This is a genomic window from Moraxella bovoculi (genome assembly GCF_000988745.2).
GTDB lineage: Bacteria > Pseudomonadota > Gammaproteobacteria > Pseudomonadales > Moraxellaceae > Moraxella > Moraxella bovoculi.
This window is the reverse complement of the sequence record NZ_CP011381.2, coordinates 890,032-912,119: the sequence shown is the minus strand read 5'-3', so window position 1 is coordinate 912,119 and position 22,088 is coordinate 890,032. Positions and strand designations below refer to the sequence as shown.

Annotated in this window: 20 protein-coding genes; 10 read left to right on the top strand and 10 right to left on the bottom strand. The window is 44.3% G+C overall.

Features of this window, described 5'->3' with window-relative positions:
* The first annotated feature begins 73 nt into the window (after window positions 1–73).
* The 4 genes from AAX10_RS04070 to AAX10_RS04055 are packed head-to-tail and all read left to right on the top strand — an operon-like array spanning window position 74 to window position 5,177.
* Complete coding sequence (locus AAX10_RS04070; protein ID WP_226997817.1) at window positions 74–1,675, top strand: glycosyltransferase family 2 protein; 1,602 nt, start codon at window positions 74–76, stop codon at window positions 1,673–1,675.
* Window positions 1,676–1,690: 15 nt separating this feature from the next.
* Window positions 1,691–3,118 (top strand): mannose-1-phosphate guanylyltransferase/mannose-6-phosphate isomerase, encoded by a 1,428-nt coding sequence (locus tag AAX10_RS04065; RefSeq protein ID WP_046699908.1) that lies wholly within the window; start codon window positions 1,691–1,693, stop codon window positions 3,116–3,118.
* Entirely contained in the window at window positions 3,105–3,935 is an 831-nt protein-coding gene (locus tag AAX10_RS04060) for a glycosyltransferase family 32 protein (RefSeq protein ID WP_158580310.1), read from the top strand. The genes AAX10_RS04065 and AAX10_RS04060 overlap by 14 nt, the downstream gene beginning before the upstream one ends.
* Window positions 3,936–3,959: 24 nt before the next feature.
* The gene (locus AAX10_RS04055; protein WP_046699907.1) at window positions 3,960–5,177 is read left to right on the top strand and encodes a glycosyltransferase family 4 protein; all 1,218 of its coding nucleotides are present in this window, start codon (window positions 3,960–3,962) and stop codon (window positions 5,175–5,177) included.
* 1 nt (window position 5,178) lies between these two features.
* Here the strand turns inward: AAX10_RS04055 and glnE are convergent, their stop codons facing one another.
* The gene (gene glnE / locus AAX10_RS04050; RefSeq protein WP_046699906.1) at window positions 5,179–7,971 is read right to left on the bottom strand and encodes a bifunctional [glutamate--ammonia ligase]-adenylyl-L-tyrosine phosphorylase/[glutamate--ammonia-ligase] adenylyltransferase; all 2,793 of its coding nucleotides are present in this window, start codon (window positions 7,969–7,971) and stop codon (window positions 5,179–5,181) included.
* A 90-nt stretch (window positions 7,972–8,061) separates the two neighbouring features.
* Between glnE and tusD the strand changes: the two genes are divergently transcribed.
* From tusD to AAX10_RS04035, 3 genes are read left to right on the top strand one after another with little or no spacing between them, the layout of a single operon-like run.
* Window positions 8,062–8,442 carry a sulfurtransferase complex subunit TusD gene (tusD, locus tag AAX10_RS04045; protein WP_046699905.1) on the top strand — a complete coding sequence of 127 codons (381 nt, stop codon included), beginning with the start codon at window positions 8,062–8,064 and terminating at the stop codon, window positions 8,440–8,442.
* A gap of 12 nt (window positions 8,443–8,454) precedes the next feature.
* Window positions 8,455–8,763 (top strand): hypothetical protein, encoded by a 309-nt coding sequence (locus AAX10_RS04040; protein ID WP_046698083.1) that lies wholly within the window; start codon window positions 8,455–8,457, stop codon window positions 8,761–8,763.
* Complete coding sequence (locus tag AAX10_RS04035; RefSeq protein WP_036362269.1) at window positions 8,763–9,080, top strand: TusE/DsrC/DsvC family sulfur relay protein; 318 nt, start codon at window positions 8,763–8,765, stop codon at window positions 9,078–9,080. The genes AAX10_RS04040 and AAX10_RS04035 overlap by 1 nt, the downstream gene beginning before the upstream one ends.
* A 68-nt stretch (window positions 9,081–9,148) precedes the next feature.
* Here the strand turns inward: AAX10_RS04035 and AAX10_RS04030 are convergent, their stop codons facing one another.
* Complete coding sequence (locus AAX10_RS04030) at window positions 9,149–9,685, bottom strand: tRNA (cytidine(34)-2'-O)-methyltransferase (protein WP_046699904.1); 537 nt, start codon at window positions 9,683–9,685, stop codon at window positions 9,149–9,151.
* Between the two features lie 146 nt (window positions 9,686–9,831).
* Between AAX10_RS04030 and AAX10_RS04025 the strand changes: the two genes are divergently transcribed.
* Complete coding sequence (locus AAX10_RS04025) at window positions 9,832–9,972, top strand: entericidin A/B family lipoprotein (protein WP_036362263.1); 141 nt, start codon at window positions 9,832–9,834, stop codon at window positions 9,970–9,972.
* Window positions 9,973–10,076: 104 nt separating this feature from the next.
* Here the strand turns inward: AAX10_RS04025 and hemW are convergent, their stop codons facing one another.
* The 4 genes from hemW to AAX10_RS04005 form a co-directional block, all read right to left on the bottom strand.
* On the bottom strand, window positions 10,077–11,279 hold the full coding sequence (hemW, locus tag AAX10_RS04020; protein WP_046699903.1) for a radical SAM family heme chaperone HemW: 1,203 nt from the start codon (window positions 11,277–11,279) through the stop codon (window positions 10,077–10,079).
* Complete coding sequence (locus AAX10_RS04015; RefSeq protein WP_046699902.1) at window positions 11,279–12,505, bottom strand: DEAD/DEAH box helicase; 1,227 nt, start codon at window positions 12,503–12,505, stop codon at window positions 11,279–11,281. Before AAX10_RS04015 ends, hemW begins: the two co-directional genes overlap by 1 nt.
* Before the next feature lie 14 nt (window positions 12,506–12,519).
* Window positions 12,520–12,972, bottom strand: coding sequence for a hypothetical protein (locus AAX10_RS04010; RefSeq protein ID WP_046699901.1), 453 nt, complete (start codon window positions 12,970–12,972; stop codon window positions 12,520–12,522).
* A gap of 154 nt (window positions 12,973–13,126) precedes the next feature.
* Complete coding sequence (locus AAX10_RS04005) at window positions 13,127–13,336, bottom strand: cold-shock protein (protein WP_036362254.1); 210 nt, start codon at window positions 13,334–13,336, stop codon at window positions 13,127–13,129.
* Between the two features lie 308 nt (window positions 13,337–13,644).
* Between AAX10_RS04005 and aroQ the strand changes: the two genes are divergently transcribed.
* Window positions 13,645–14,127, top strand: a complete 483-nt coding sequence (gene aroQ / locus AAX10_RS04000) for a type II 3-dehydroquinate dehydratase (RefSeq protein ID WP_036362252.1) — start codon at window positions 13,645–13,647, stop codon at window positions 14,125–14,127.
* 44 nt (window positions 14,128–14,171) lie between these two features.
* On the opposite strand, the gene ttcA is transcribed toward aroQ, so the two are convergent.
* The 3 genes from ttcA to AAX10_RS03985 all read right to left on the bottom strand — a co-directional run bounded on the left by ttcA (window position 14,172) and on the right by AAX10_RS03985 (window position 19,348).
* Window positions 14,172–15,257 carry a tRNA 2-thiocytidine(32) synthetase TtcA gene (ttcA, locus tag AAX10_RS03995; RefSeq protein WP_046699900.1) on the bottom strand — a complete coding sequence of 362 codons (1,086 nt, stop codon included), beginning with the start codon at window positions 15,255–15,257 and terminating at the stop codon, window positions 14,172–14,174.
* Window positions 15,258–15,304: 47 nt separating this feature from the next.
* Window positions 15,305–18,079 (bottom strand): bifunctional 23S rRNA (guanine(2069)-N(7))-methyltransferase RlmK/23S rRNA (guanine(2445)-N(2))-methyltransferase RlmL, encoded by a 2,775-nt coding sequence (rlmKL, locus tag AAX10_RS03990; RefSeq protein WP_080947029.1) that lies wholly within the window; start codon window positions 18,077–18,079, stop codon window positions 15,305–15,307.
* An 84-nt stretch (window positions 18,080–18,163) separates the two neighbouring features.
* A complete protein-coding gene (locus tag AAX10_RS03985; RefSeq protein WP_046699899.1) occupies window positions 18,164–19,348 on the bottom strand; it encodes a mechanosensitive ion channel family protein in 1,185 nt (394 codons plus the stop codon).
* A gap of 241 nt (window positions 19,349–19,589) precedes the next feature.
* Between AAX10_RS03985 and AAX10_RS03980 the strand changes: the two genes are divergently transcribed.
* Complete coding sequence (locus AAX10_RS03980) at window positions 19,590–20,501, top strand: LysO family transporter (protein WP_046699898.1); 912 nt, start codon at window positions 19,590–19,592, stop codon at window positions 20,499–20,501.
* A gap of 117 nt (window positions 20,502–20,618) precedes the next feature.
* Here AAX10_RS03980 and AAX10_RS03975 read toward each other — a convergent pair whose 3' ends face one another.
* Complete coding sequence (locus AAX10_RS03975) at window positions 20,619–22,016, bottom strand: serine hydrolase domain-containing protein (protein ID WP_080702131.1); 1,398 nt, start codon at window positions 22,014–22,016, stop codon at window positions 20,619–20,621.
* Between the last annotated feature and the right edge of the window lie 72 nt (window positions 22,017–22,088).

Here is a 22,088-nt window from a genome sequence, read left to right as displayed (position 1 = left end):
ATATATCATTAACCACTTAAAATTATGCAAATTAATAAGTATAATATCCAGAATTTATCCACAGTAATCACCCATGCAAAATCAATACCCCCTATCGGTCGTCATGATTGTCAAAAATGAAGCCAAAAATTTGGCAATCAGCTTGCCTGCCCTAGACGGCTTGGCGGACGAGATTATCATCTTAGATAGCGGCAGCACCGACAACAGCCGTGAAATTGCCGAACAATATGGGGCAAAATGGCACGTCAATACCGACTGGCAAGGCTTTGGCAGGCAGCGACAAATTGCCCAATCTTATGCCACAGGCGAGTGGATACTGGCACTAGACGCTGACGAAGAGATAACCAATGAGCTAAAACAGAGCGTTTTGGCGGTCATCAAAAATCCCCCTGCTGATACGGTATATGGCATCAAACGCATAGACTGTATTTTTGGATATGAGATTGACAACAGACTATGGGCAGTCAAGGCTCATTGGCGACTGTATCCCAAAAAATACAATTATGACGATAACTTAGTGCATGAATCGGTCGTGCTAAATGGGGCAAGTACTGCCACGCTTGACGGCTTTATGAGACATCATACGGCAGACACACCCCTATTTTGGCTCACCAAACGCCTAGAATACGCCAAAGCATGGGCGGACGATAGGCACAGACAGGGCAAAAAAGGCAAATTTAGCAAGGTGATTTTAAATCCGTTTTGGGCGTTTTTTAAGCAATATTTTGTGGACGGACGATTTTTGCAGGGCAGGTATGGGCTGATTTACTCGCTCATGTTTACCCAATACACCTTTAATAAATATGCCATTTTGTACGATTTGACCCACAACCAAGCCGAACAAGCGTTTTTAAAATCAGTAGAATTTGCCAAAACTCTTGCGCCTATTGACTTAACAGAAAAAAAAAGCACGCTGTCGCTTGTCATGATTTGCAAAAACGAATCTAAGCACCTAAAAGCGTGCCTTGATACCGTGCATGATTTGGTAGATGAAATCATTATCCTAGATAGCGGTAGCACCGATGATACTCGCAAGATTGCTGAATCTTTTGGGGCAAAATGGTACGTCAATACCGACTGGCAAGGCTTTGGTAAACAACGCCAACTTGCTCAGTCCTACGCCACGAGCGATTATGTATTGGTGCTGGATGCGGACGAACGCCTTGATCAACAATTAAGGCTGTCTATCGCCGATGTGTTAAGACAGCCTGTACAGACGGATAAGGTCTTTGCCATTGCTCGGGTCAATACCTTTTGTGGTGTGGAGGTTCAGCCACGCTCATGGTACACCGACAAGCTTGCTCGGCTCTATACTCCCACGCATTTTAAATATTCGGATTTAGAAGTCCATGAATCACTTGACCAACAAGGCGTGCCAAGCGTGGTACTAAAGGGCTATTTACCCCACATTACCAACGACAATCTACACCATTTTTTGGTAAAAAACATCCGATATAGCTTTGATTGGGCAAAAGAAAAACACAAAAAAGGCAAAACGGTAAGCATGGCAGGACTGCTCGCTCGCTCGTGGTTTTCATTTGTGCGTGAGTATATTATCCGTGCAGACTTTATGGGCGGAGCGTATGGCTATATTTTGGCGGCAGCGTCTTTGGGCTATACGTTCGATAAATACATCATGCTGTGGCAGATGAATCGGTCTAACAAGAATAAATAAAATAGGAACATCATTATGCATTCCACCAACATTATTCCTGTCATCATGGCTGGCGGTAGCGGTACTCGACTATGGCCCTTGTCAAGAACTAAATACCCAAAACAATTTCTTACTTTAGGGCTGGATGAACACACTCTACTGCAAAAAACCGTTCTGCGTTTAAAAGAATTAAATTGTGCTGAACCCATATTGATCTGCAATGAAGAACATCGTTTTTTAGTGGCAGAACAAGTGCGTAAGATTGGTGTTCATCCAACCATTATTCTTGAACCTGTTGGCAAAAATACCGCCCCTGCAACTGCTTTGGTGGCATATCACCTAAAGCAAAATGACGATGCCGTCATGCTTGTGTTGCCTGCTGACCATGTCATCAATGATGAAAAAGCATTTACCGAAAGTATCATCAACGCCCATGAGCTTGCCCTGCAAGACAACATGGTCACTTTTGGCATCACGCCCACACATCCCGAGACAGGTTACGGCTACATCAAACAAGGCAAAGCCGTATTACACGGGCACCATATTGACACCTTTGTAGAAAAGCCCGATTACGCTACCGCCCAAAACTACCTGCAAAGCGGGGATTTTTTGTGGAACAGTGGGATGTTCATGTTTAAGGCAAGTCAGTATCTAAAGGAGCTGGCCACTCATGCACCTGATATTGCAGACGTTTGCCAAAAAGCCATGCTAAACACCCAGAAAGACTTGGATTTTATTCGCATTGATAAAGCCATTTTTGAAAGCTGTCGCTCTGACTCTATTGATTATGCCGTCATGGAGAACACCAACAATGCAGTGGTTGTTGCTTTAAATGCAGGCTGGAGCGATGTTGGTTCTTGGTCGGCATTATGGGACATCCAAACCAAAGACCAAGAAAACAATATCTTAATTGGCGATGTCATCACCCACAACAGTCATAATAACTATGCTCATAGTGAAAATCGCCTAATCACTTTGGTGGGGGTGGAGAATTTGGTCGTGGTTGAAACCAAAGATGCCATTTTGGTTGCAAATAAAGACCACGCCCAAGACATAAAGCACATTGTTCAAAAAATCAAGAACAACGACCGATACGAACACGACATTCATCGAGAAGCGTATCGCCCTTGGGGTCATTATGACAGCCTTGCCAAGGATACAGGCTATCAAGTCAAGCACATCGTTGTCAATCCCGGCCAAAAGCTGTCTTTGCAAATGCACCATCACCGCTCTGAACATTGGATTGTGGTAAATGGCACCGCAAAAATCCATAAAGCAGATGAGAGTTTTTTATTAGCAAAAAACGAGTCGGTATATATCCCCCTTGGTGAAACCCATTCTTTGGAGAACCCTGGTAAGATTCCACTGGAGATTATCGAAGTGCAATCTGGCGACTATTTGGGCGAAGATGACATCGTTCGTTTTGATGACATTTATGGTAGGACTGGCAATGGCAATTCCTAAAATCATTCATCAAACCTATAAAACCCAAACGCTGCCAACACCCATTGCTCCGATTGTTGCCGAACTTAAGGATAAAAATCCTGATTGGGAATACCGTTTTTATGATGATGATGCTGTATTGGCATACATCAAGGCACATGACGATGGTCGGATTTTGGATGCTTATCATCGCATCAATCCTGTCTATGGAGCAGCCAAAGCCGATTTATTCCGCTATTTGGTACTCTACCATGAAGGCGGTGTATATCTTGACATCAAAAGCACTTGCACCCATCCATTAAGTGAAGTCATCAAGCCCGATGATACCTTTATTGTTACCCAATGGCAAAATGAAGCAGGGCAAAAAGACGAAGGCACGGGTAAATTTTTATATCTTACCGAAGAGCTTGGCATCAAAGATGGCGAATACCAACAATGGTTTATCATCTGTGAAAAACATTCACCCGTCATGAAACATATATTAGATTCAGTCGTGGATAACATTTTAAACTACCGAGCATGGCACTATGGTGTGCATAGTTATGGCAAGCGTGGCGTATTGTTCGTTACAGGTCCCATTGCATACACCAAAGCCATTCACGAAATAAAACATTTATACTCCATTCGCTTTGAAAGATTTGATAAAGACATCGGCTTTGTTTATAGCGCTTTAGAGTCTAATACCGCTCACACAAAAGTCCTAAAAGGGCATTATGCAAGTCATAAAGGCTATGTGGTGAATCAAGGCACTTGGCTTAATTTTTTATCCAGCACATACATCGTTTTCGCCAGACTCTTTAAAAACACCCTAAAATCCATGGGCAAATTTAAAGAATAATTTTCTCCACCCAAGAGAGTCATTATGATTTGGATTAACATCTCAAATATTTTATTTGAAACCAAATTCTCTGGCATTGCTCGCACCGAATACGAGTTATGCCTGTACGCTTACCAATTGCAACAACAAGGAAAAAACATCGGCTTTTGTACATTTGATGACCGCATGGGTTTTGTGATTATTGAAAATGAAAAATTACGCCAAACATTACAAAACTTAAAAAATGGCAATTATCCACAGACAACCAAGCCTAAGTTTCCTGAGAAATTTAAAAGAAGTGTTTTAAAAAGAATTAACAAAATCAAATTTTTATTTGGTATTGTTAATCATTGCTTTAATGATAATGACACGATTATCGGTGTTGGGCAAAAACTTGGTCATCTTGAAATGCGTTCTTTTGCATTCATCAAAAAAAGAAAGGATATTACTTTAAAAGTTTTGTGCCATGATTTAATTCCCATTAATTATCCTCAATATTTTTTTAATGCCAATACTCAATTATTTTTTGAGTACATAAAAGAAGCTGCCAAAGTGGTGGATATTTTCTATTGCAATTCTAACTTTACCAAACATGAACTTATAGATTATTATCAAAAAAATAACCTACCACTTGTTCCCATGCAGGTTTTAACCTTGGGTTGTGATTTGCATACCAAAGCAGGTAGTGGCAGTGATGATACTTTTATACAATCTTCAATCCATGAACCTTATTTGCTGTTTGTTTCCACCATTGAGATTCGTAAAAACCATGCCTTGATTTATGAGATGTATCTTCAATTATTAGAAAAAGGCATTGACCATTTGCCAAAAGTTTATTTTGTTGGCAGGCAAGGCTGGAAAGTTGATGAACTATTACATAACCTAACCACCGATGAACGCATTAAAGACAAGATTGTCATGCTAAATAACATTACTGACCACCAACTCATCACTTTATTTAAACATTGTTGGTTTACGATATATCCTTCATTTATCGAAGGTTATGGCTTACCTGTGGCAGAATCCCTCTCTATGGGTAAATACTGTTTAGCATCAAATGCAGGCGCCCTGCCAGAAGCAGGTGGTGATTTTATTGACTATATCAGTCCGCATGATGTCAATGCTTGGTGTGATAAGTTCTTGTTTTTAATCAATAATCCCGATTACATCACCCAAAAAGAGCAACACATAAAACAACATTATCAGCCCATTTCATGGCAAAATTTTGCCAAACAAATATTTAATAATGAAGTCATGGACTAACCTAACCCAACACCCTATCCCAAACCCCGCGGACAAACTCACGAGTCTCCTGCCAAGTGTCGTCTTGGACGATGATTTTTTGCTCCATCAGAGCAAGTTCATGGGTTTTTTTGCGTAGGTTTAGATAGCTTTGGGTTAATTTCTCGCAGCGCTCCACGCTCCACAGCCCAGTTTTCGCTACTTCTTCAAAGATACGAACATTATCTGACCATATGGCTAGGTTCGGGTAATCATGAGCAAAGGCAAGCACCACATACTGCGCCAAGAACTCAATATCCACCAGACCGCCAAAGTCCTGTTTTAGATGGAATTGATACTCCGCCCTCCCACTGTCTTTATTGCCCAGATGGGTTTGCATCTTCTGGCGCATCTCGATGACATCCGTACGCACTTTCGCCTTATCATAAGGCTTGGTTAGAATGTCAGTGCGAATCTTATCAAAGCTTGCCATCACGCGCACATCCCCAGCGATGGCACGCGCCCGCACCAACGCTTGATGTTCCCATGCCCACGCCTTGTCATGCTGATACACCTCGAACGCATGCGAAGAGACCACCATCACGCCAGCATTGCCCGAAGGTCGAAGCCTCATGTCAATCTCATAAGCGCGACCATCGCGAGTCTGTGTGGTTAGATAGGTAAGAATCTTTTGGATCAGGCGAGAGGCGAATTTCATGCCGCTCACCGCACGCTCACCATCCGTGTCTGCCTTTTCATCGATCTCATGTAAGAACACCACATCCAAGTCGGAGGCGTAAGACATCTCAATGCCACCAAGCTTGCCATAGCCAATGATTGCAAAGCCAATGTGCGCATGACTTGCTCTCTCGCCATTTTGTAGCATTGGATAGCCGTGCTTACACACCAATTCATCAAAGGCGCGATACAGTGCTGACTCCACCACCACCTCAGCGATGAACGTTAAGCTGTCAGACACTTTCATGATATGACGCAGCCCCAAAACATCGGCAGTCGCCACAGCCAAAACTTGAGTCTTTTTAAATAATCGAATATTTGCCAAATAACTTTCATCATCAAAACGCTCCACCCGAAGCAAGCTTTGACGCAGAATGTCGGCAAGTTCTGCTTTATCGGGCAAATGCAAATAGCGCTTTTGTAAAAAGTTATCCAGCAGCATGGGGTATAAAGCCAGCTCTTTGGCGATCCATGGACTTGCTGACAACATCGGGATGAGCGCAATGGTGGCATTTGGGTTCTCAGCGATCATCACAAGATAAATCGAGCGGCGACATATCGCCTCAAGCAAGCTCACCAACCTTGATACTGCCATGTCTGCACGCTCTACACCATCTTTTTTGGCGTGCTCTAATAGCGCGTGTAATATGATGGGATAGGCAGATTCTAGGCGGGATTTTGGTTCATCATCCAGACCCTGCACCAACTTTGATGACATGAATTCATCAAGCGCTTGTACGCTTTCATCACTTAGCACGTCTTTGATTTCTTGCCAAGCATCCTTAGTGTCACTGAGCTCCTGGGTAGGACTTTGACGATCCGTCACCATGCGCTCAAAAGGCACAGACACCTTTTGCCGATGCGTGTCAAGCACCTGCCGAAAATCATCAACACCATCAAACCCCATAATCTGAGCGATGGCAGTTAATTCATCGAGGTCGTTAGGAAGTTTTTGAGTTTGTTTGTCATGACGTGCTTGGATGGCGTGCTCTAGCCGTCTTAAGAATCGATAAGCTGACGCCAACTCATCCGCCTCAGCGCGGGACAGATAATCAAACTCATCAAGTACACCAATGGCGGAAAGACAGGATAAATTCTCTCCGAGCGCCGCCTGATGACCACCATATATCAGTGCGAATGCCTGCACGATAAATTCAATGTCACGAATACCACCAACACCCAGCTTGACATTATCTAGATCCTGACGCTGCGTCTGCTGGCTGACGATCATCGACTTCATCTCACGCAGCGCACCGAACGCACTGTAGTCAATATAATAACGATAGACGAAGTTCTTGCGCAGATTGAGCATCTGGGTCAAGAACGGCTCAGAAACCTCATTCACTACTCGTGCTTTTAGCCAAGCAAATCTCTCCCAAGTACGTCCATGCTGACCAAAATACTTCTCAAGTGCGGCCGTCGTCATCACAAGCGGCGAGCCATCACCCCACGGGCGCAGTCGCATATCCACTCGAAATACAAAGCCATCTGCCGTCACCTCATCGAGCAGACGGATGATGCCACGACCCAGATTGGTCATGAATTTTTGATTGTCGATGCTTTTTCTGCCGTGTTCGCTCGTGTCAGTCTCGCCCACACCCTTATGAATAAAGATCAAATCAATGTCACTGGATAAATTCAGCTCCATCGCACCCAGCTTACCCATGGCGATCACGGCGAATTCATCTACCTGCTTTCGCCCCTCGACCACCGTCATCGGCACGCCATATCTCTCGACCAACCTATCATAGACGTGGTTTTTGGCATGGCAGATGCAGGCGTTGGTAAATTCTGAGAGCTCCCCCATCAACTTTTCAAGCTCTATCACGCCCAGCGCATCCTGCCAGACCCATTTTAGCATGAGTAGATTACGAAGCTGTCTAAACCCTGTCATGACAGCGTTTTCATCGGAATGCGCTGCAAAACGCCCAATCAGCACATCAAAATCACCTCGGGTCAACGCACGCTCAAAGCCAAACTCCCCCAAGAATGCTTGTGCCTCGTCAATTTTTTTATCGTACACTGAGTAAGCAAAAGGACTGGCAAGACTTAGAATCTCAAGCTCGGTTTGATTGGGTGTGAATACAGGTGTCATCATGATGGATAAATTTTAAAAAGCCGCTCAATTTTGCCATTTTACACCAAAAATTAGGCTATAATAAGCATAAATTTGGTGATTTTTTGATTTATGGCAACTTTATTACTCATCACTTCAAGCCCTCACAGCAACCAGAGCAAACAGGCACTACACACCGCCAAAGAACGCTTAACAGCTGGCGAGATGCTTAGCGTATTTTTTTATGGTGATGGCGCATATACAGCCAGCCGCCTACTTTGGCAAACCGCCGATGTGCCCAGCATTAGCGATGAATGGGTGAAACTTTCAAAGCAGCACAATCTAGACCTACCGGTCTGTGTCAGCACGGCATTGGCGCGCGGTATTACTGATGTCGATAACGCCAATCGACACGGTCTTAATGGCGATAATCTACGCGCGCCCTTTCGTCTGGTTGGGCTATCAGAGTTGGCATTACGGATTGATGACGGCGCCACCGTGATTCAGTTTTAGTGAGAGATTGGCATGAGATTCTTAATCAATATAAAATCAGACAGTGAGCTAATCACTTATGAAGCGATCGCGTTAGGTTTTACCTTAGCAAGCTTCGATCACGAGGTGCAGTTTTATTTTGCGGACAAGTCTAATGTTATCTTAGCAGATGAGGAATCGCGCCTCTATGGCATGGTTCAATCGCTTGAACTGTACGACCTACCCAAGGCTTGGACGACGTTTGATGTTAATCAATTCGATGATGCTATCAAAGACATGCTTACACAGACAGAAAGTGCGCAAGTTGATTTGTCTTTATTTGACAGCATATTGGAGTTTTAATGACAGACTTAGTATTAGATGCTGATGGACACCTCCAAGACCACACACAATGGACGCTAAGTGTCGCACAGACTTTGGCGGATGCGCTGGATGTCGAGCTTACCGATGTTCACTATCGAATCTTAATGCAAGTGCGGGCTTTTTTTGATAAATACCATCACAGTCCCGCCACACGCCCACTTATCAAGCATTTATCATCTACCCTACCCGATGATGAGATTAATAATGCCAAATTACAAGCATTATTTAACACAGGCCTAGTGGCACGTCACGTGAATCGCATCGCAGGACTGCCCAAGCCACCGAATTGCCTGTAAAACCTAAAGCTAAATAACCCTAAACAAAAAGGCGATGCACAAAACATCGCCTTTAATATTAAAACCGATCAATCCTCAAGACGAGACGATAGTCGATGATAGCCCACGCTCTCGCCAACATCTCCCGTAAAGCCAAGCTGTCGCCATATCTCATACAGGCAGATAGACACCGAATTGGCAAGGTTAAGGCTGCGAGACTCTGGCAACATCGGCAGCCTTAGCCAATTATCCGAACCGATGTCATCACGCACATCCTGAGGCAGACCGTCCGTCTCAGAACCAAATACAAGCGCAACATCACCGCCATCAACATGGTTAAAATCATATTCATAAAAAGAATGGCTAAACTTCGTCGTCATCGCAACCGTCTTATGAATACCCTGAGCCCTCAGCGCATCTCGGCATTCTCTCCAGTTCTCATACACCCGCATTTGGGCGTATTCGTGATAATCCAGCCCTGCTCGTTTTAGCTTGGTATCATCAAGTTCAAACGCCAAAGGTCGTACCAAATGCAGCTTTGCACCTGTATTTGCACACAGACGGATGATATTGCCGGTGTTATTTGGAATCTTGGGTGAAAATAATACAATATGGATAGTGGTCATGGTCTTGGATTAATAAACTTTTAAGTTGACATTTAATAACTTAAAGTTACATACAATTACACAAAGTTGTTCAAAATTTCGCTAATATAAGTTTAAGTTCATTAAAAAAGAACTTATTCCAACCCTAATTTTTTAAGGAAATTCCCATGAAAAAACTAATCATCGCTGCTGTTGCTGCTGCTTTTGTTCTAACTGGTTGCAACACTGTTAAAGGTCTTGGCAAAGACGTATCAAAAGCTGGCGACGCAGTAACTGACGGCGCACAAAAAGTTCAAAACAAAATCTAATTTCTTTTGAAATTATCAATAAAATGCTGAAATTAATCAAGTTTCGGCATTTTATTTTTGGCGTAAATCAATCAAAAATTAACGATTAGTTCATTGCCAAAACATCATAAAAATAAACGCACCAAATGATTCACATATCTAAAGCCCATGGCTGTTGGGCTTAGTAGGTTAGCATCATGCACCATAAAGCCCTCGTGCTGTAATGGCAAAAGCTCATTATCAATCGTACTGACAAACAGCCCCGTACGCTCCTCAAACATCTGCGTGCTAGCACCATGGCGCAATCTTAGTGCATTCATCATAAATTCAAATGGCAGATTTTCTTCGTTGATTTTTTCAAAATTTACCATCTTGGGCGCTGATGATTCGGCATGCATATAGTCCTTGGGTAGGCGCGATTTATGAAAGCGATAAATGCCATCATCATGCTCAGGATGTCCATGCAATGTAACTTTACCGTGCGCGCCTGCACCGATGGCTAGATAATCCCCAAACTGCCAATAATTAATATTGTGCTTGCATGGTGTATCATCCTTGCCTGTCCATGCTGACACTTCATAATTATCAAAGCCATACTCAGTCAGCAACGCACGCCCTGATTCTTCGATTGACTCCAACACATCCTCTTCGGGCAGATCAGGAGGTGCACGATAAAAGGCCGTATTAGGTTCAATGGTCAGCTGATACCATGAGATGTGCGTTGCGCCAGCGTCTATGGCTGTTTGTAGGTCATGAACCGCAAAGTCTGCCGTCTGATTCGGCAGCCCATGCATCAGATCTACATTAATACGGCGAAATCCTGCTTGCTTGGCATTGCGAATGGCATTGATGGCTTGGTTGGGATTATGAATGCGCATAAGTACTCCCAGCGCCTCTTCATTAAAGGTCTGCACACCAATGGACAGTCGATTAATCCCAAGCGCCAGATACTCCTCAAAAGGCGCATGCTCTACCGTACCTGGATTAACCTCAAGTGTAATCTCACAATCATCTGCAAAGTCGTACATCGCACGCAGCGCATCGAATAATCTTGCAAATTCATGAACGGGCAATAGTGACGGCGTACCGCCACCGATGAACACCGAATGAATCTGACGCCCTTGCACAAAAGACAGCTGAGAACGCGCATCCAAAATCATCGCATCCACATAGTCAGAGAATGGCGCAGTCAGCACAGCATCATCAGGTGAATCGGGTAGCGCATGTGAATTAAAATCACAATACGGACATTTCTTCACACACCACGGGATGTGAATGTATAATGACAAAGGAATACGTTCGGGCAGCAGCTCCAAAAGAGGATTCATCAATCATCACTCTTAGGATTATCAACAACATCGGCAGGCTTAAAATCAAACTGATTTAGTTTAAATTTAATCCCGACGTGATCTTCGAGCGCAGGCAGGTTAAAAGCATCATTCTCGCTAACAAAGCTGATAGACACACCAGTGTGCCCTGCGCGCCCTGTACGACCGATACGATGTACATAGTCGTCAGGCATATCAGGCAAGGTATAATTAACCACATGGGTCACATCATCAACGTGAATGCCACGCCCTGCCACGTCTGTCGCGACCAGAATATTTACTTCGCCCTCTTTAAAGCGCTGTAGATATCTTTCTCGTTTTTGCTGGGCGACATCGCCTGAGAGCATGGTAACTTCAAATTGACGGCGCAGATTGTCATACAGACGCTTTACCTGATCTTTACGATTGGCGAAGACGATGGTTTTTTTGACATCACTACCTGAGAGAATCTCTCTTAGTGCCGACATCTTTTCACGTTCAGTCAGCAGATAAAACTGCTGATCAATGGCTTTATTGGTTTTACTCTCAGGTGCAATCTCCACAAAAGCAGGATTATTAAGCCAGCGATACGCCAAATTCATCACATCAGTATTGAATGTCGCTGAGAATAGCAGGCTTTGGCGATGGGTATTGGCAGGCATGTGTCGCACAATGCGCTTAATATCAGGGATGAATCCCATGTCAAGCATGCGATCAGCCTCATCAAGCACAAATACCTCAACCCGATCCAAGAATAGAACGCCTTTTTGCACCCAATCAATAATACGACCCGGTGTACCAATCAGAATATCAAGCGGGCGACACTCAAGCTGCTTGGCTTGTTTGTCAAAATCGGCACCACCTGTAATACACAGATTATAAAGGTCGCTAAATCTGGTCAGCTCTCGGCAGTCAGCATAGATTTGCTGCGCCAATTCACGCGTTGGCGCCAGAATAAGCGCACGCGGCTCACCTAAGAATCTTCGCTCATCCTCGCCAAAAGGACGCTTTAACAACGACTCAATAATAGTAATCAAGAACGCCCCTGTCTTGCCAGTGCCAGTCTGAGCCTGACCAATGGCATCTTGATTGGCAAGCGTATGCGGTAGAATCTGAGACTGAATGGGTGTCAGATTCTCAAAATTCAGCGCACGAATCGCCTTTAATGTCGTCTCAGACAATGGCAAATCATGAAATTTTACAAAACCTGATGGAGTAGTTGTGTCTTTATTGGCTTGATGGCTCAAATTGATATCCTTAGTTATTTTTGGCCGGGCTGTATTTTCTTGAGTGCTTGCTCAGCCTCTTTCTCGCCAAGCAAAATACCCAGACAAGCAAGACCTGATTCTACGGCATTGGCTTGAACGATTTCGCGTTTTTTGTCATCAGCGGTTTGGATTGGCTGCTTATAGATGATGGTTGATAGGCTGTCTTGCCAGAATTCTTTGACGAATGCGGTTACTTCATCATTGCCATGCTGCTTAATCAAATCAGCAGCGACTTCGTCCATGGTTTTTTTGGCTTCGGCTTCTGAGATGTTTGATTGATGCATGGCAGAGATATTGAATATACCCTCAGACACGACATCACAGATGTTTAGTGCACCTTCTTCTGCGTTGGTTAGTGCATCTGCGCCTTTGTTTTCAGCAGCCATGGCTGATGCACCCATTGTCAATGCCAATGCGCCGATTGCTAATTTTTGTGCAAACTTCATCTGATTACTCCTAAATTGTCACATAAAAATGCCACCACAATAGCATATTATATCAATTCATGCAAATGATTTGCAAAATTATCTAAGCAATTCAGAGTTCTCACAGCAACAAAAAGCCCGCCAAAATAGCGGACTTTTACGGGTCAAAAAAGCGTTACAGCTTGCTTACTTCTTCAGCTTGCAATCCTTTATCACCCTCAGTCACGACAAATTCCACAGCCTGACCTTCTTTTAAAGAGCGATAGCCCTCGCCAAGAATCGCGCGGAAATGCACAAAAACATCCTCACCTGTAGCGCGTTGAATGAAACCAAAGCCTTTGGAATCATTAAACCACTTTACAGTACCTTGTTCACGAACTGACATATTTCATTCCTATCGATAACGCTTGTTACGCCAAAGCCTAAGCAAGCAAGTTGAGCAAGTCGGGCAAACACCCACACCTTAAAAACACCCATTCACTGTCATGGCTAATACAATCACACGCTTTGCTAGACAATTACAAAAAACCACATCTGCGAATAACTGCTGTAAATTATCATATCAATGATAAACCAAGAATACAAGTGTTTTTGTGGAATAATGACTGAAATTTTCTATCAATATCGTCAATACACCCAAAATACTCACAAATCTGATAAAATAAAGCAAATTCATCAAATCAAGCAATCAATATGGAACAAATCACCCCATCCAAGAAGATTCTTCTCATCAACGGTCCCAACCTGCACTTATTGGGCAAGCGCGAACCTGAGATCTACGGCACGACCACTTTAAATGACATCATAGAGCGACTCACCAAGACAGCCAAATCGCACGGCATTGAACTCATCAGCCTACAATCGAACCACGAGGGCGACATCGTTGATGCTGTTGGCAATCTGGGTCTGCTTTGTGAATCGCCCATTGATGCTGTTATCATCAATCCTGCAGCACTCACTCATACCTCAGTCGCCATTCGAGATGCGCTATCAGCCATCAATAAGCCTTTTATTGAAGTGCATCTGTCCAACGTGCACGCTCGTGAGCCGTTTCGCTCACATTCGTATTTTTCGGATAAGGCGGTAGGCGTCATCTGTGGACTTGGTGACATGGGTTATGACATGGCGCTTATGTGGTTTTTAAAAAATCTCTACAAAATCAACCTTTCACATTGAGTACTTATACCCGATGAAAAAGCCCTAAATTTAGGGCTTTTTTATTAATCCAGTACAGGATTGATCGTTGGGATTTTGTTGCTAAATTTTGGGTTAAAGGTTTGCACTTGTGGGGCGGTCGGCAAGCCAATATCGGCAAGTTTCTCGCTCACGCCGACTTGGATATTATCCCCTTCAAACAGCCTCTCATCGTCCGTCCGCTCGGTTTTAAGACTTTCAAAATCAAACAGTTCACGGTCAGCAAGCTGGCTTGGGGCGACATTTTGCAAGGCTTTAAACATACTGGCTAGGCGTTTTGGGTGGGCATTATCCCACTCCCGAAGCATGCCATTGATCATCGCCCGTTGCAGATTTTCTTGTGAGCCACACAGCCCACAAGGGATAATGGGAAACTGCTTATAATTGGCGTATTTAATAATGTCCTTTTCAGCAACATAGGCAAGCGGACGGATTAGCACATTTTGCTTATCATCGGATAATAGCTTAGGGGGCATGGCTTTTAGACTTCCGCCATGAAACAAATTCAAAAAGAAAGTCGCCAAAATATCATCACGATGATGACCCAGAGCAATCTTAGTCGCCCCAATCTGCTTGGCAAAACCGTACAGCGAGCCACGTCTTAGGCGAGAGCAAGCCGAGCAGTAAGTTTTACCCTCTGGCACAACCGATTTTACAATGCTATAAGTATCCTTTTCTAGGATATAATGCGGAATGCCTTGTTTGGATAGGTATTGGGGCAGGACGTGCTCTGGGAAATTGGGCTGTTTTTGGTCAAGATTGACCGCCACAACATCAAAGTTAATCGGAGCAATACGTTTTAAAAACAGCAATATATCAAGCAACGTAAAGCTGTCCTTACCGCCCGAGATACACACCATGACGACATCCCCGTCTTCAATCATGTTAAAATCCCGAATCGCCCATGATACTTCTTTACGCAGTTTCTTTTGTAATTTTTTAAAGCGCGCGGATTTAATACCGTCATCAAAGTCATGCTCATCATCACCGTCCGTGTCCGTCTCTCGCTCGCTATCGGTAGATAAGGCGTGAACGATTTCAGAATGACTGTCTACATCGTTTAGGATTTCTTGATTTAAAATGTCATCGTTTAAGGTTTGGCTGTCGGTCATGGCTGTTTCTCAAATTTCTTTAAACATCATTGATTTTAAAATAAACATCAAGATTTCGGTTTTACCGTATATTTTTTAGGTTTGTCAGTCTGCGTGGTTTCGATTGGCACGGCAACCAATTTACCGTCAATCTTTTCATAGCGAACTTTTGGCTTGTCTGATTTTGGCGTATTAGTTTGGCCATTAAAATCTCTGTCGCGATGATCTCGTTTAAAGTCTTTTGTGCTACCAAAAATTTCTTTAGCATTCGTTCTAAAGCCACCTTTAAAATCATATGATTTTTTATCACGTCTTTTAAAGTCATCGCGTTTGGCGCCAGATTTTTTGAAGTCTTTACAATCATCTTTGAATCGATTCTTTTTGAACTCGTCTTTTTGTGTGTGGCGTCTTACATGATAAGCTTCATCATCCGCGATCTGAGCTTTAGCATCGAATTGATCAGATGGCTGACTGATGGTTTTTTTACCATTTTTGTGGCGGATTTGATAGCTTTGATGGATGGGTTTTTTCGGATTGAAGTCAAACCCGATGGTCTTATCCGTGATACACACCACGTCATAGCGAGCGTTTAGGCTTTCATCCAATTCAAAACGCGTGTAGTTGTTACTAAAATACAGCACGCCATCAGCAGACAGGCGGTTCATCGCACGATTAATCAGGGCAACATGATCCCTTTGAACATCGAAGGTGCCTTTGAATTTCTTGGAGTTTGAGAAAGTCGGTGGATCGATGAATATCACGTCGTACTGCTCGGTGTGCTCTTTGATCCATTCAAAGACATCAGATGCGATGAACTGATACTTTTGCCCGCTTTCATATTCAGCATCCAGCACTAGGCCATTTAGGGCGAAATTCTGCTTACCCCAATCTAGGTAGTTGGCGGACAAATCCACGCTCGTGACCGATCGCGCGCCCGCCATTGCAGCGTGTACACTTGCTGTACATGTATAGGCGAATAGGTTTAATACACGCTTGGCACGGCTGGCGTTAGCGACGATTTGACGCATGTTTCGATGGTCAATGAACAGCCCCGTATCTAGATAATCGGTGAAATTCACATACAGGTAAGCCCCATGCTCACGCGCGACGTACATTTTTTTGCGCTTGGTGTCCGCATTGGGATTTTTGGTGTATTGCTCATTGCCCGATTGTCTGGCGCGTGTCTTAATAAACACATCTTCACGGAATACGCCCAGCACTTCGCGCACCCCATTTAACACCAGATTGAATCGAGCCTTCGCGACATCGGCAGGGATTTGCTTAGGTGGTGCGTATTCTTGCACATGCACCTTATCATCATACAGGTCAATCGCGACATTATAATTCGGCAGATCAGCATCATAAACACGCAGATTGGTGACGTCATCAGTCTTAGCAAGCTTCTTTAGATGCGCCAAGTTCTTTTGGAAGCGGTTGATGAATTCTTGCGATTCTTCATTACTAATTTCGCGCTTAACGAAACTCTCAATTAAGCTGTCTTTTTTGGACAAATCAAGCGCCCCATGACGGAAATACACCGTCAGCGCGCCATTATGACAGCGCAGTGTCTTAGGGTCGATGATCGGTAGCGTATCGACATGCTCTACATGACTGCCCAGCACTGCCATGTCAGCACGGGTCACGCCTGCCTGCATCAGCCCGTCCACCACCGACAAGCCAAGCCCGTGATACAGCGGCTTAATAAAATCACTTTCGCCCAGACGCTCACCATAAGGCGGGTTTGTGATGATTAGCGGATGGTCAGCACGGATTTTTGACAATGTGTCTTTTAGCCCTGATACCGCCTTTTGTTGCAGGGTGATGTGGCTGATGATGGGCGCTAGACCCGATGCCAATAAGTTCTGATGACAGGCATGAGTCGCATTGGCATCTGCATCCAATGCGATGACGGTGGGTGGGTTTTGGGCAAGCTTATCTAGATTGGCATGGAATCTCTCACTGGCACGGCTCACAGCCTCCTGCCAAAGCACATCATCATGATACGCCCAATGATAAAAACCAAACTCCGCTGTTGTCTTATCAAGCCCCACAGGATAGTCGGCACGCATGAGCAATGCCTCTGTGATGAAAGTACCCGACCCACACATCGGATCGATCAGCGCGTCATGCTTGCCAGTATGCCAATTCGATTCATATAATAACGCTGCAGCCAAATTCTCTTTTAAGGGTGCAGCGGTATTAACCACGCGGTAGCCGCGGCGATGCAGACTGGTGCCTGATAAATCCAAAAAGAGCTCAGCAAACTTATTATTCGCCGCTGCAAAGATATGAAAATCTGGCGTCTTGGAGACGTCAGGACGCTCACCAAATTGCTTATTAAAATTATCCGCAATGGCATCCTTAATGCGTAGCGTGGCGAACTGCTGATTTACGGTTAGGCGCTTATCCGTAGACAGGCGAATGGCGAATGTATCATCCAGACCAAAAACCTTCGCCCAGTCGTATCGCGCAGCGAACTTATAAAGCGCCTCAGGCACGTCTTCGTCGATGATCTGAGTGTCTAGTGTGCGGGCAACAGTGCGCCCTTTGGCGTCTTTTGAGATTTGGTTAGTGGTTGCTTGCTTTTGTTTGAAATGATATTCGCCGATCGGCAGCAGCACACGGCTCGCCACACGGCTGTATAGACAGATGTGGTAGAATTTGGCAAGGCTCACTTGCACACGAATACGCCCTGCGCGCATAATCTCACCCGCCAAGCCAAAGCTATCAAGCTCGATTAATAGCGCATTTTCAAGCCCGTCAGCACAAGTGATGATCAGCTCGAAATCATTAACATCGAACTTCTCAAAAGGATTAATCAGAACAGGGGTGTGACTACTCATAATTTTCTCAAAAATACGCAAGGCAAATAAACCGCCTATTATAGCATATTTTGAATGTATTTTTACTTGATTATTAGACAGCAGTTAGTTTTTGCGAGCAGCAGATTCTAGATCTTCTTCGATGTGCTCTGCTACCTCCACCTGAGTGGTGGGGATGTGCAAGGTATTATGATCGTCGACGATCAGGCGCATGTGCGGATAAGGCGCTTTAATCCCTGCTTCATCTAGGGCGCGTTTGATTTTCTCGTTGATGTTTTCTTTGATGATTGGGATGCGTGCCACGGATAATGGTGCCACCCAGAATCGCACGATGAAATACACGCCAGATTCGCCGACTTCCGCCACGGTTGCCATTGGTGCAGGATGCTTTAACACCACTTCGTCTTTGGCAAGCGTCTTAACGATGATGCTTCGAGCTTGACTTATATCCGCCTCCAAGGCAATACGCGCTTTGACATCAAAACGAATCATCTTCTTAGAGGTAAGATTAACTACCTCAGACGATGCCACGGTAGCATTTGGAATGATAATAATGATATTATCACGATCAAGAATCTGCGTCGCTCGTAGCGAAATCTTCACTACGCGTCCTTCTTTGTCACCCAGGCGAATCCAATCACCCACCTGAAATGACTGCTCAATCAAGATGGTAATGCCTGCAATGAAGTTGGCAAGCGTACTTTGGGCGGCAAAACCCACAGCCAAACCCACAATACCAAGACCCGCCACCAACGACACGATGTCAAAGCCAAACTGAGCAAGTACGCTCGCTGTCGTCAGCACTAGGATGATGACAAGAACCATGTTCTTTAGTAGCTGCTCGATGGATGCGTTTAATTCATAATGCTTTAGAACGCCGCTGAGCATCTTGCCCGACATCGTCCAAAGCACATAATAGAAGCCCGCCCAGCCTGCCGCCTTCGCTGTCGCCTTCACTGTATCTGTATGAAAGCCAATCTGCATCATGATTGCAATAAGACTGGCAACAAACCACGTATAACGCAGCACGGCACGCATCACGCGCACTTGACGCTGAGATAAGTGTAAAAAAGCACGCGCATGCTTAACGCAATACACCAAAAACCAATAGATAAATCCGATAATCGCAAGCAGAATGACAATCTTAATCATGGTCGCTGCAAATGCAAGACCGCGATCCGCCCAGTTTAAGGTCTGATCATCAAGCGAACCACCCAAAAATAAATACACGCTTTGGTATAAGTCGCGCATGATATTTTCAAAAAACCGAGTGATATTATGGGTGTTCATAATCTAATGGTGGCGTTAAGAGCGGGTTGATGTTAAAATGGCATAATACGCATGGATTAATGGCCTGTCGCAAGACATCCGTTAAGTTTGCTTATTTTAACAAAATTTAACGCCAAATAACTGCTTTATTTGAATTTTTTCGTCAGTAAATCATGGTTTTTGGCAGATTTTTATTTTTTGGCTATTTAAAATAACAAAACCAAAAAACAACTCTCGATACGACACGGCATAAGTTACTAAGATGAATGGACTGATCACCTTATTACTCATATTAACACCCATGTTCATCGGCTTTGCACTACCTAGCTACGCAAATTGGGCGAGTGTTGCCGAGCGCGCCTTGAATTACCTGGTTTTTTTGATTTTGATTGTGATTGGTATCGAGCTGGGTCTTGTTGAGAATCTAAGCCAAAAAGTCGACGCCATTACGTTATATCTAAGCACGCTGATTGCTCTGACCATTGGTATAGGAACAGCCGCTCTGATTGCCTTTGATAAGTTTGTGCCACCCTCTACACATACCCAGCATCATAATAACACCAAACCTAAAATCAACTTGCGTGGTAGCCTTGTACAGATTAGCTGTCTGGTAATTGGTTTTGTCATCGCGAAGGTTCTACCGGATAGCCTACTGCCGCCTCATAACACGACTACTGTGTTATTGATGGCGCTATTGTTTTTGGTGGGAGTTAGCCTAAAGGGGTCTGGTGTGACATTGAAAGAAGCCATGCTAAACAAGCGCGGACTTCAGATTAGTGCTGTATTTATAGTGATTACCCTGCTTTCAGGCGTGGTATTTGCACTGCTCTTTGAGGAAGTGTCCATCACTAAGGGTCTGGCCTTAGCTTCAGGGTTTGGTTGGTATTCTCTATCAGGTACCGTGATGACAGACGCCTATGGTGCGGTATGGGGCAGCGTCGCTCTGCTGAATGACTTATCAAGAGAGATCATCGCGCTGATCTTTATTCCGTGGGTCATGCGCTACTCACAGTCAGCCGCGATTGGGCTTGGTGGCGTGACCAGTCTTGATTTTGTCCTGCCAACACTCACCCAAGCAGGCGGCACTAAGATCATTCCAACCATCATCAGTTTTGGATTCATTACCAACATCATCTCACCCATCATGATGGTATTTTTTAGCACACTGGGCTAATTCAATCAACCCTTTAATCCAAAAAAAAAGCATGGATAAACCCACCAAGGCATCAATCAATAAAAAAGCGATTGGCTGATCAACTCAACCAATCGCCAAACCGTCATTCTTTCATGCTCATCGCTTCATCAAATACTCTGCGACCGCTTGATAGGCAGGTAATGACCATGGGTCATTATGGGCATTGCTGGCAACAGGGTTTGAAGAGAAACGCACAATTACCATTTTAGCCGCTGGATCAATATAGATGGCTTGACCATGTACGCCACGAGCCATATAGGCACCATGATCGTTATGGGTAACCCACCACATGTTGCGATAACTCCACCCTTTTAGGTTTGGATAGCCACCAGTGGCAAACTTGGCACGATCACCACCACGCATGATGTCTGCGACCACCGATGGAGAAACGATTTGCTTGCCGTTGAAACGACCATTATTACGCATCATCTCACCAAACATCGCCATATCACGCAAATTCATGCTCATGCCACCGCCAGCAAAAGGACTTCCTGCACCATCTACAAGCATGTAAGCATCAACATTCATTCCCATTGGCTTAAAGAAACGCTCAGAGAACAGCACATTCACACTTTTGCCAGTTGCACGAGCGATGATCCACGCCAAGACATCAGTATTGACAGTTTTGTATTCAAATCCAGTGTCATGCGGATGAGTGTCTTTTTTGACTGTGGTCAAAAACTCATACATGCTCTTAGGGCCTTTATAATTTGATGGGTGTACAGGCAACATGGATTTAGAAAACGCATTGATGTCCGAATTAGGATCGGCGTAATCTTCACTATAATCCAAAGAAGCCGTCATGTCCATCACTTGACGAACTGTGGCATCGCCCCATGCAGATTTGGCAAGCTCTGGCACATAGTAAGTAACAGGCTTTGAAGCATCAATCACGCCCTCATGAACCAGTTGGGCTGCCAGCGTACCTGTAAGGCTTTTGGTTACCGACATCAAAATATGCGTACCGTCGATTGGGTCATAAGCTTTGTTTGGCGTGGTTTCATAAACAATCCTTCCATCGTGTAGCACGATCATTGAGTCGCCATAAACTTTACGCACAAAAGCATCTTCTACGGTGATTGGCTGAGTCTGATCGGCTGGTAGAAATTGAGGCATGAACTTAATCTTGCCAATGTTGCCGTCCAATTCAACAGGAAATTTATAAAGATTTTCTCGAGCAGATGCAACGACTTTCGTTGGTGCAAGATTTGGAATGTTGCTAAAAGTCCAACGAAGCTGAGGAAAGTCTCTGGCGTTGAGTATGTTGATGGTTTTGTCCGCAGGTGGTGGAAAGCCCTGCATGATGCCAAGTCCAACAGGCTCTGATTGTACTCCATCTAGTATCGGTGAGGATTCTGCCTCACTCAGCATGGATTTCGGAGTGTTTGACTGATGACCACTATGCTTGGTGCTTGCATTGCTGGTTGCACATGCTGATAATAACAACAGACAACCTGTTGCCAAGGCAAGGTTTGTGTATTTTCGATTAATCATAAAAAAAACCTCCGATTGTTTATTTTACAGTTAAAAAAAATCAAATAACTTCAAGTTAAAAAGCAAATATCG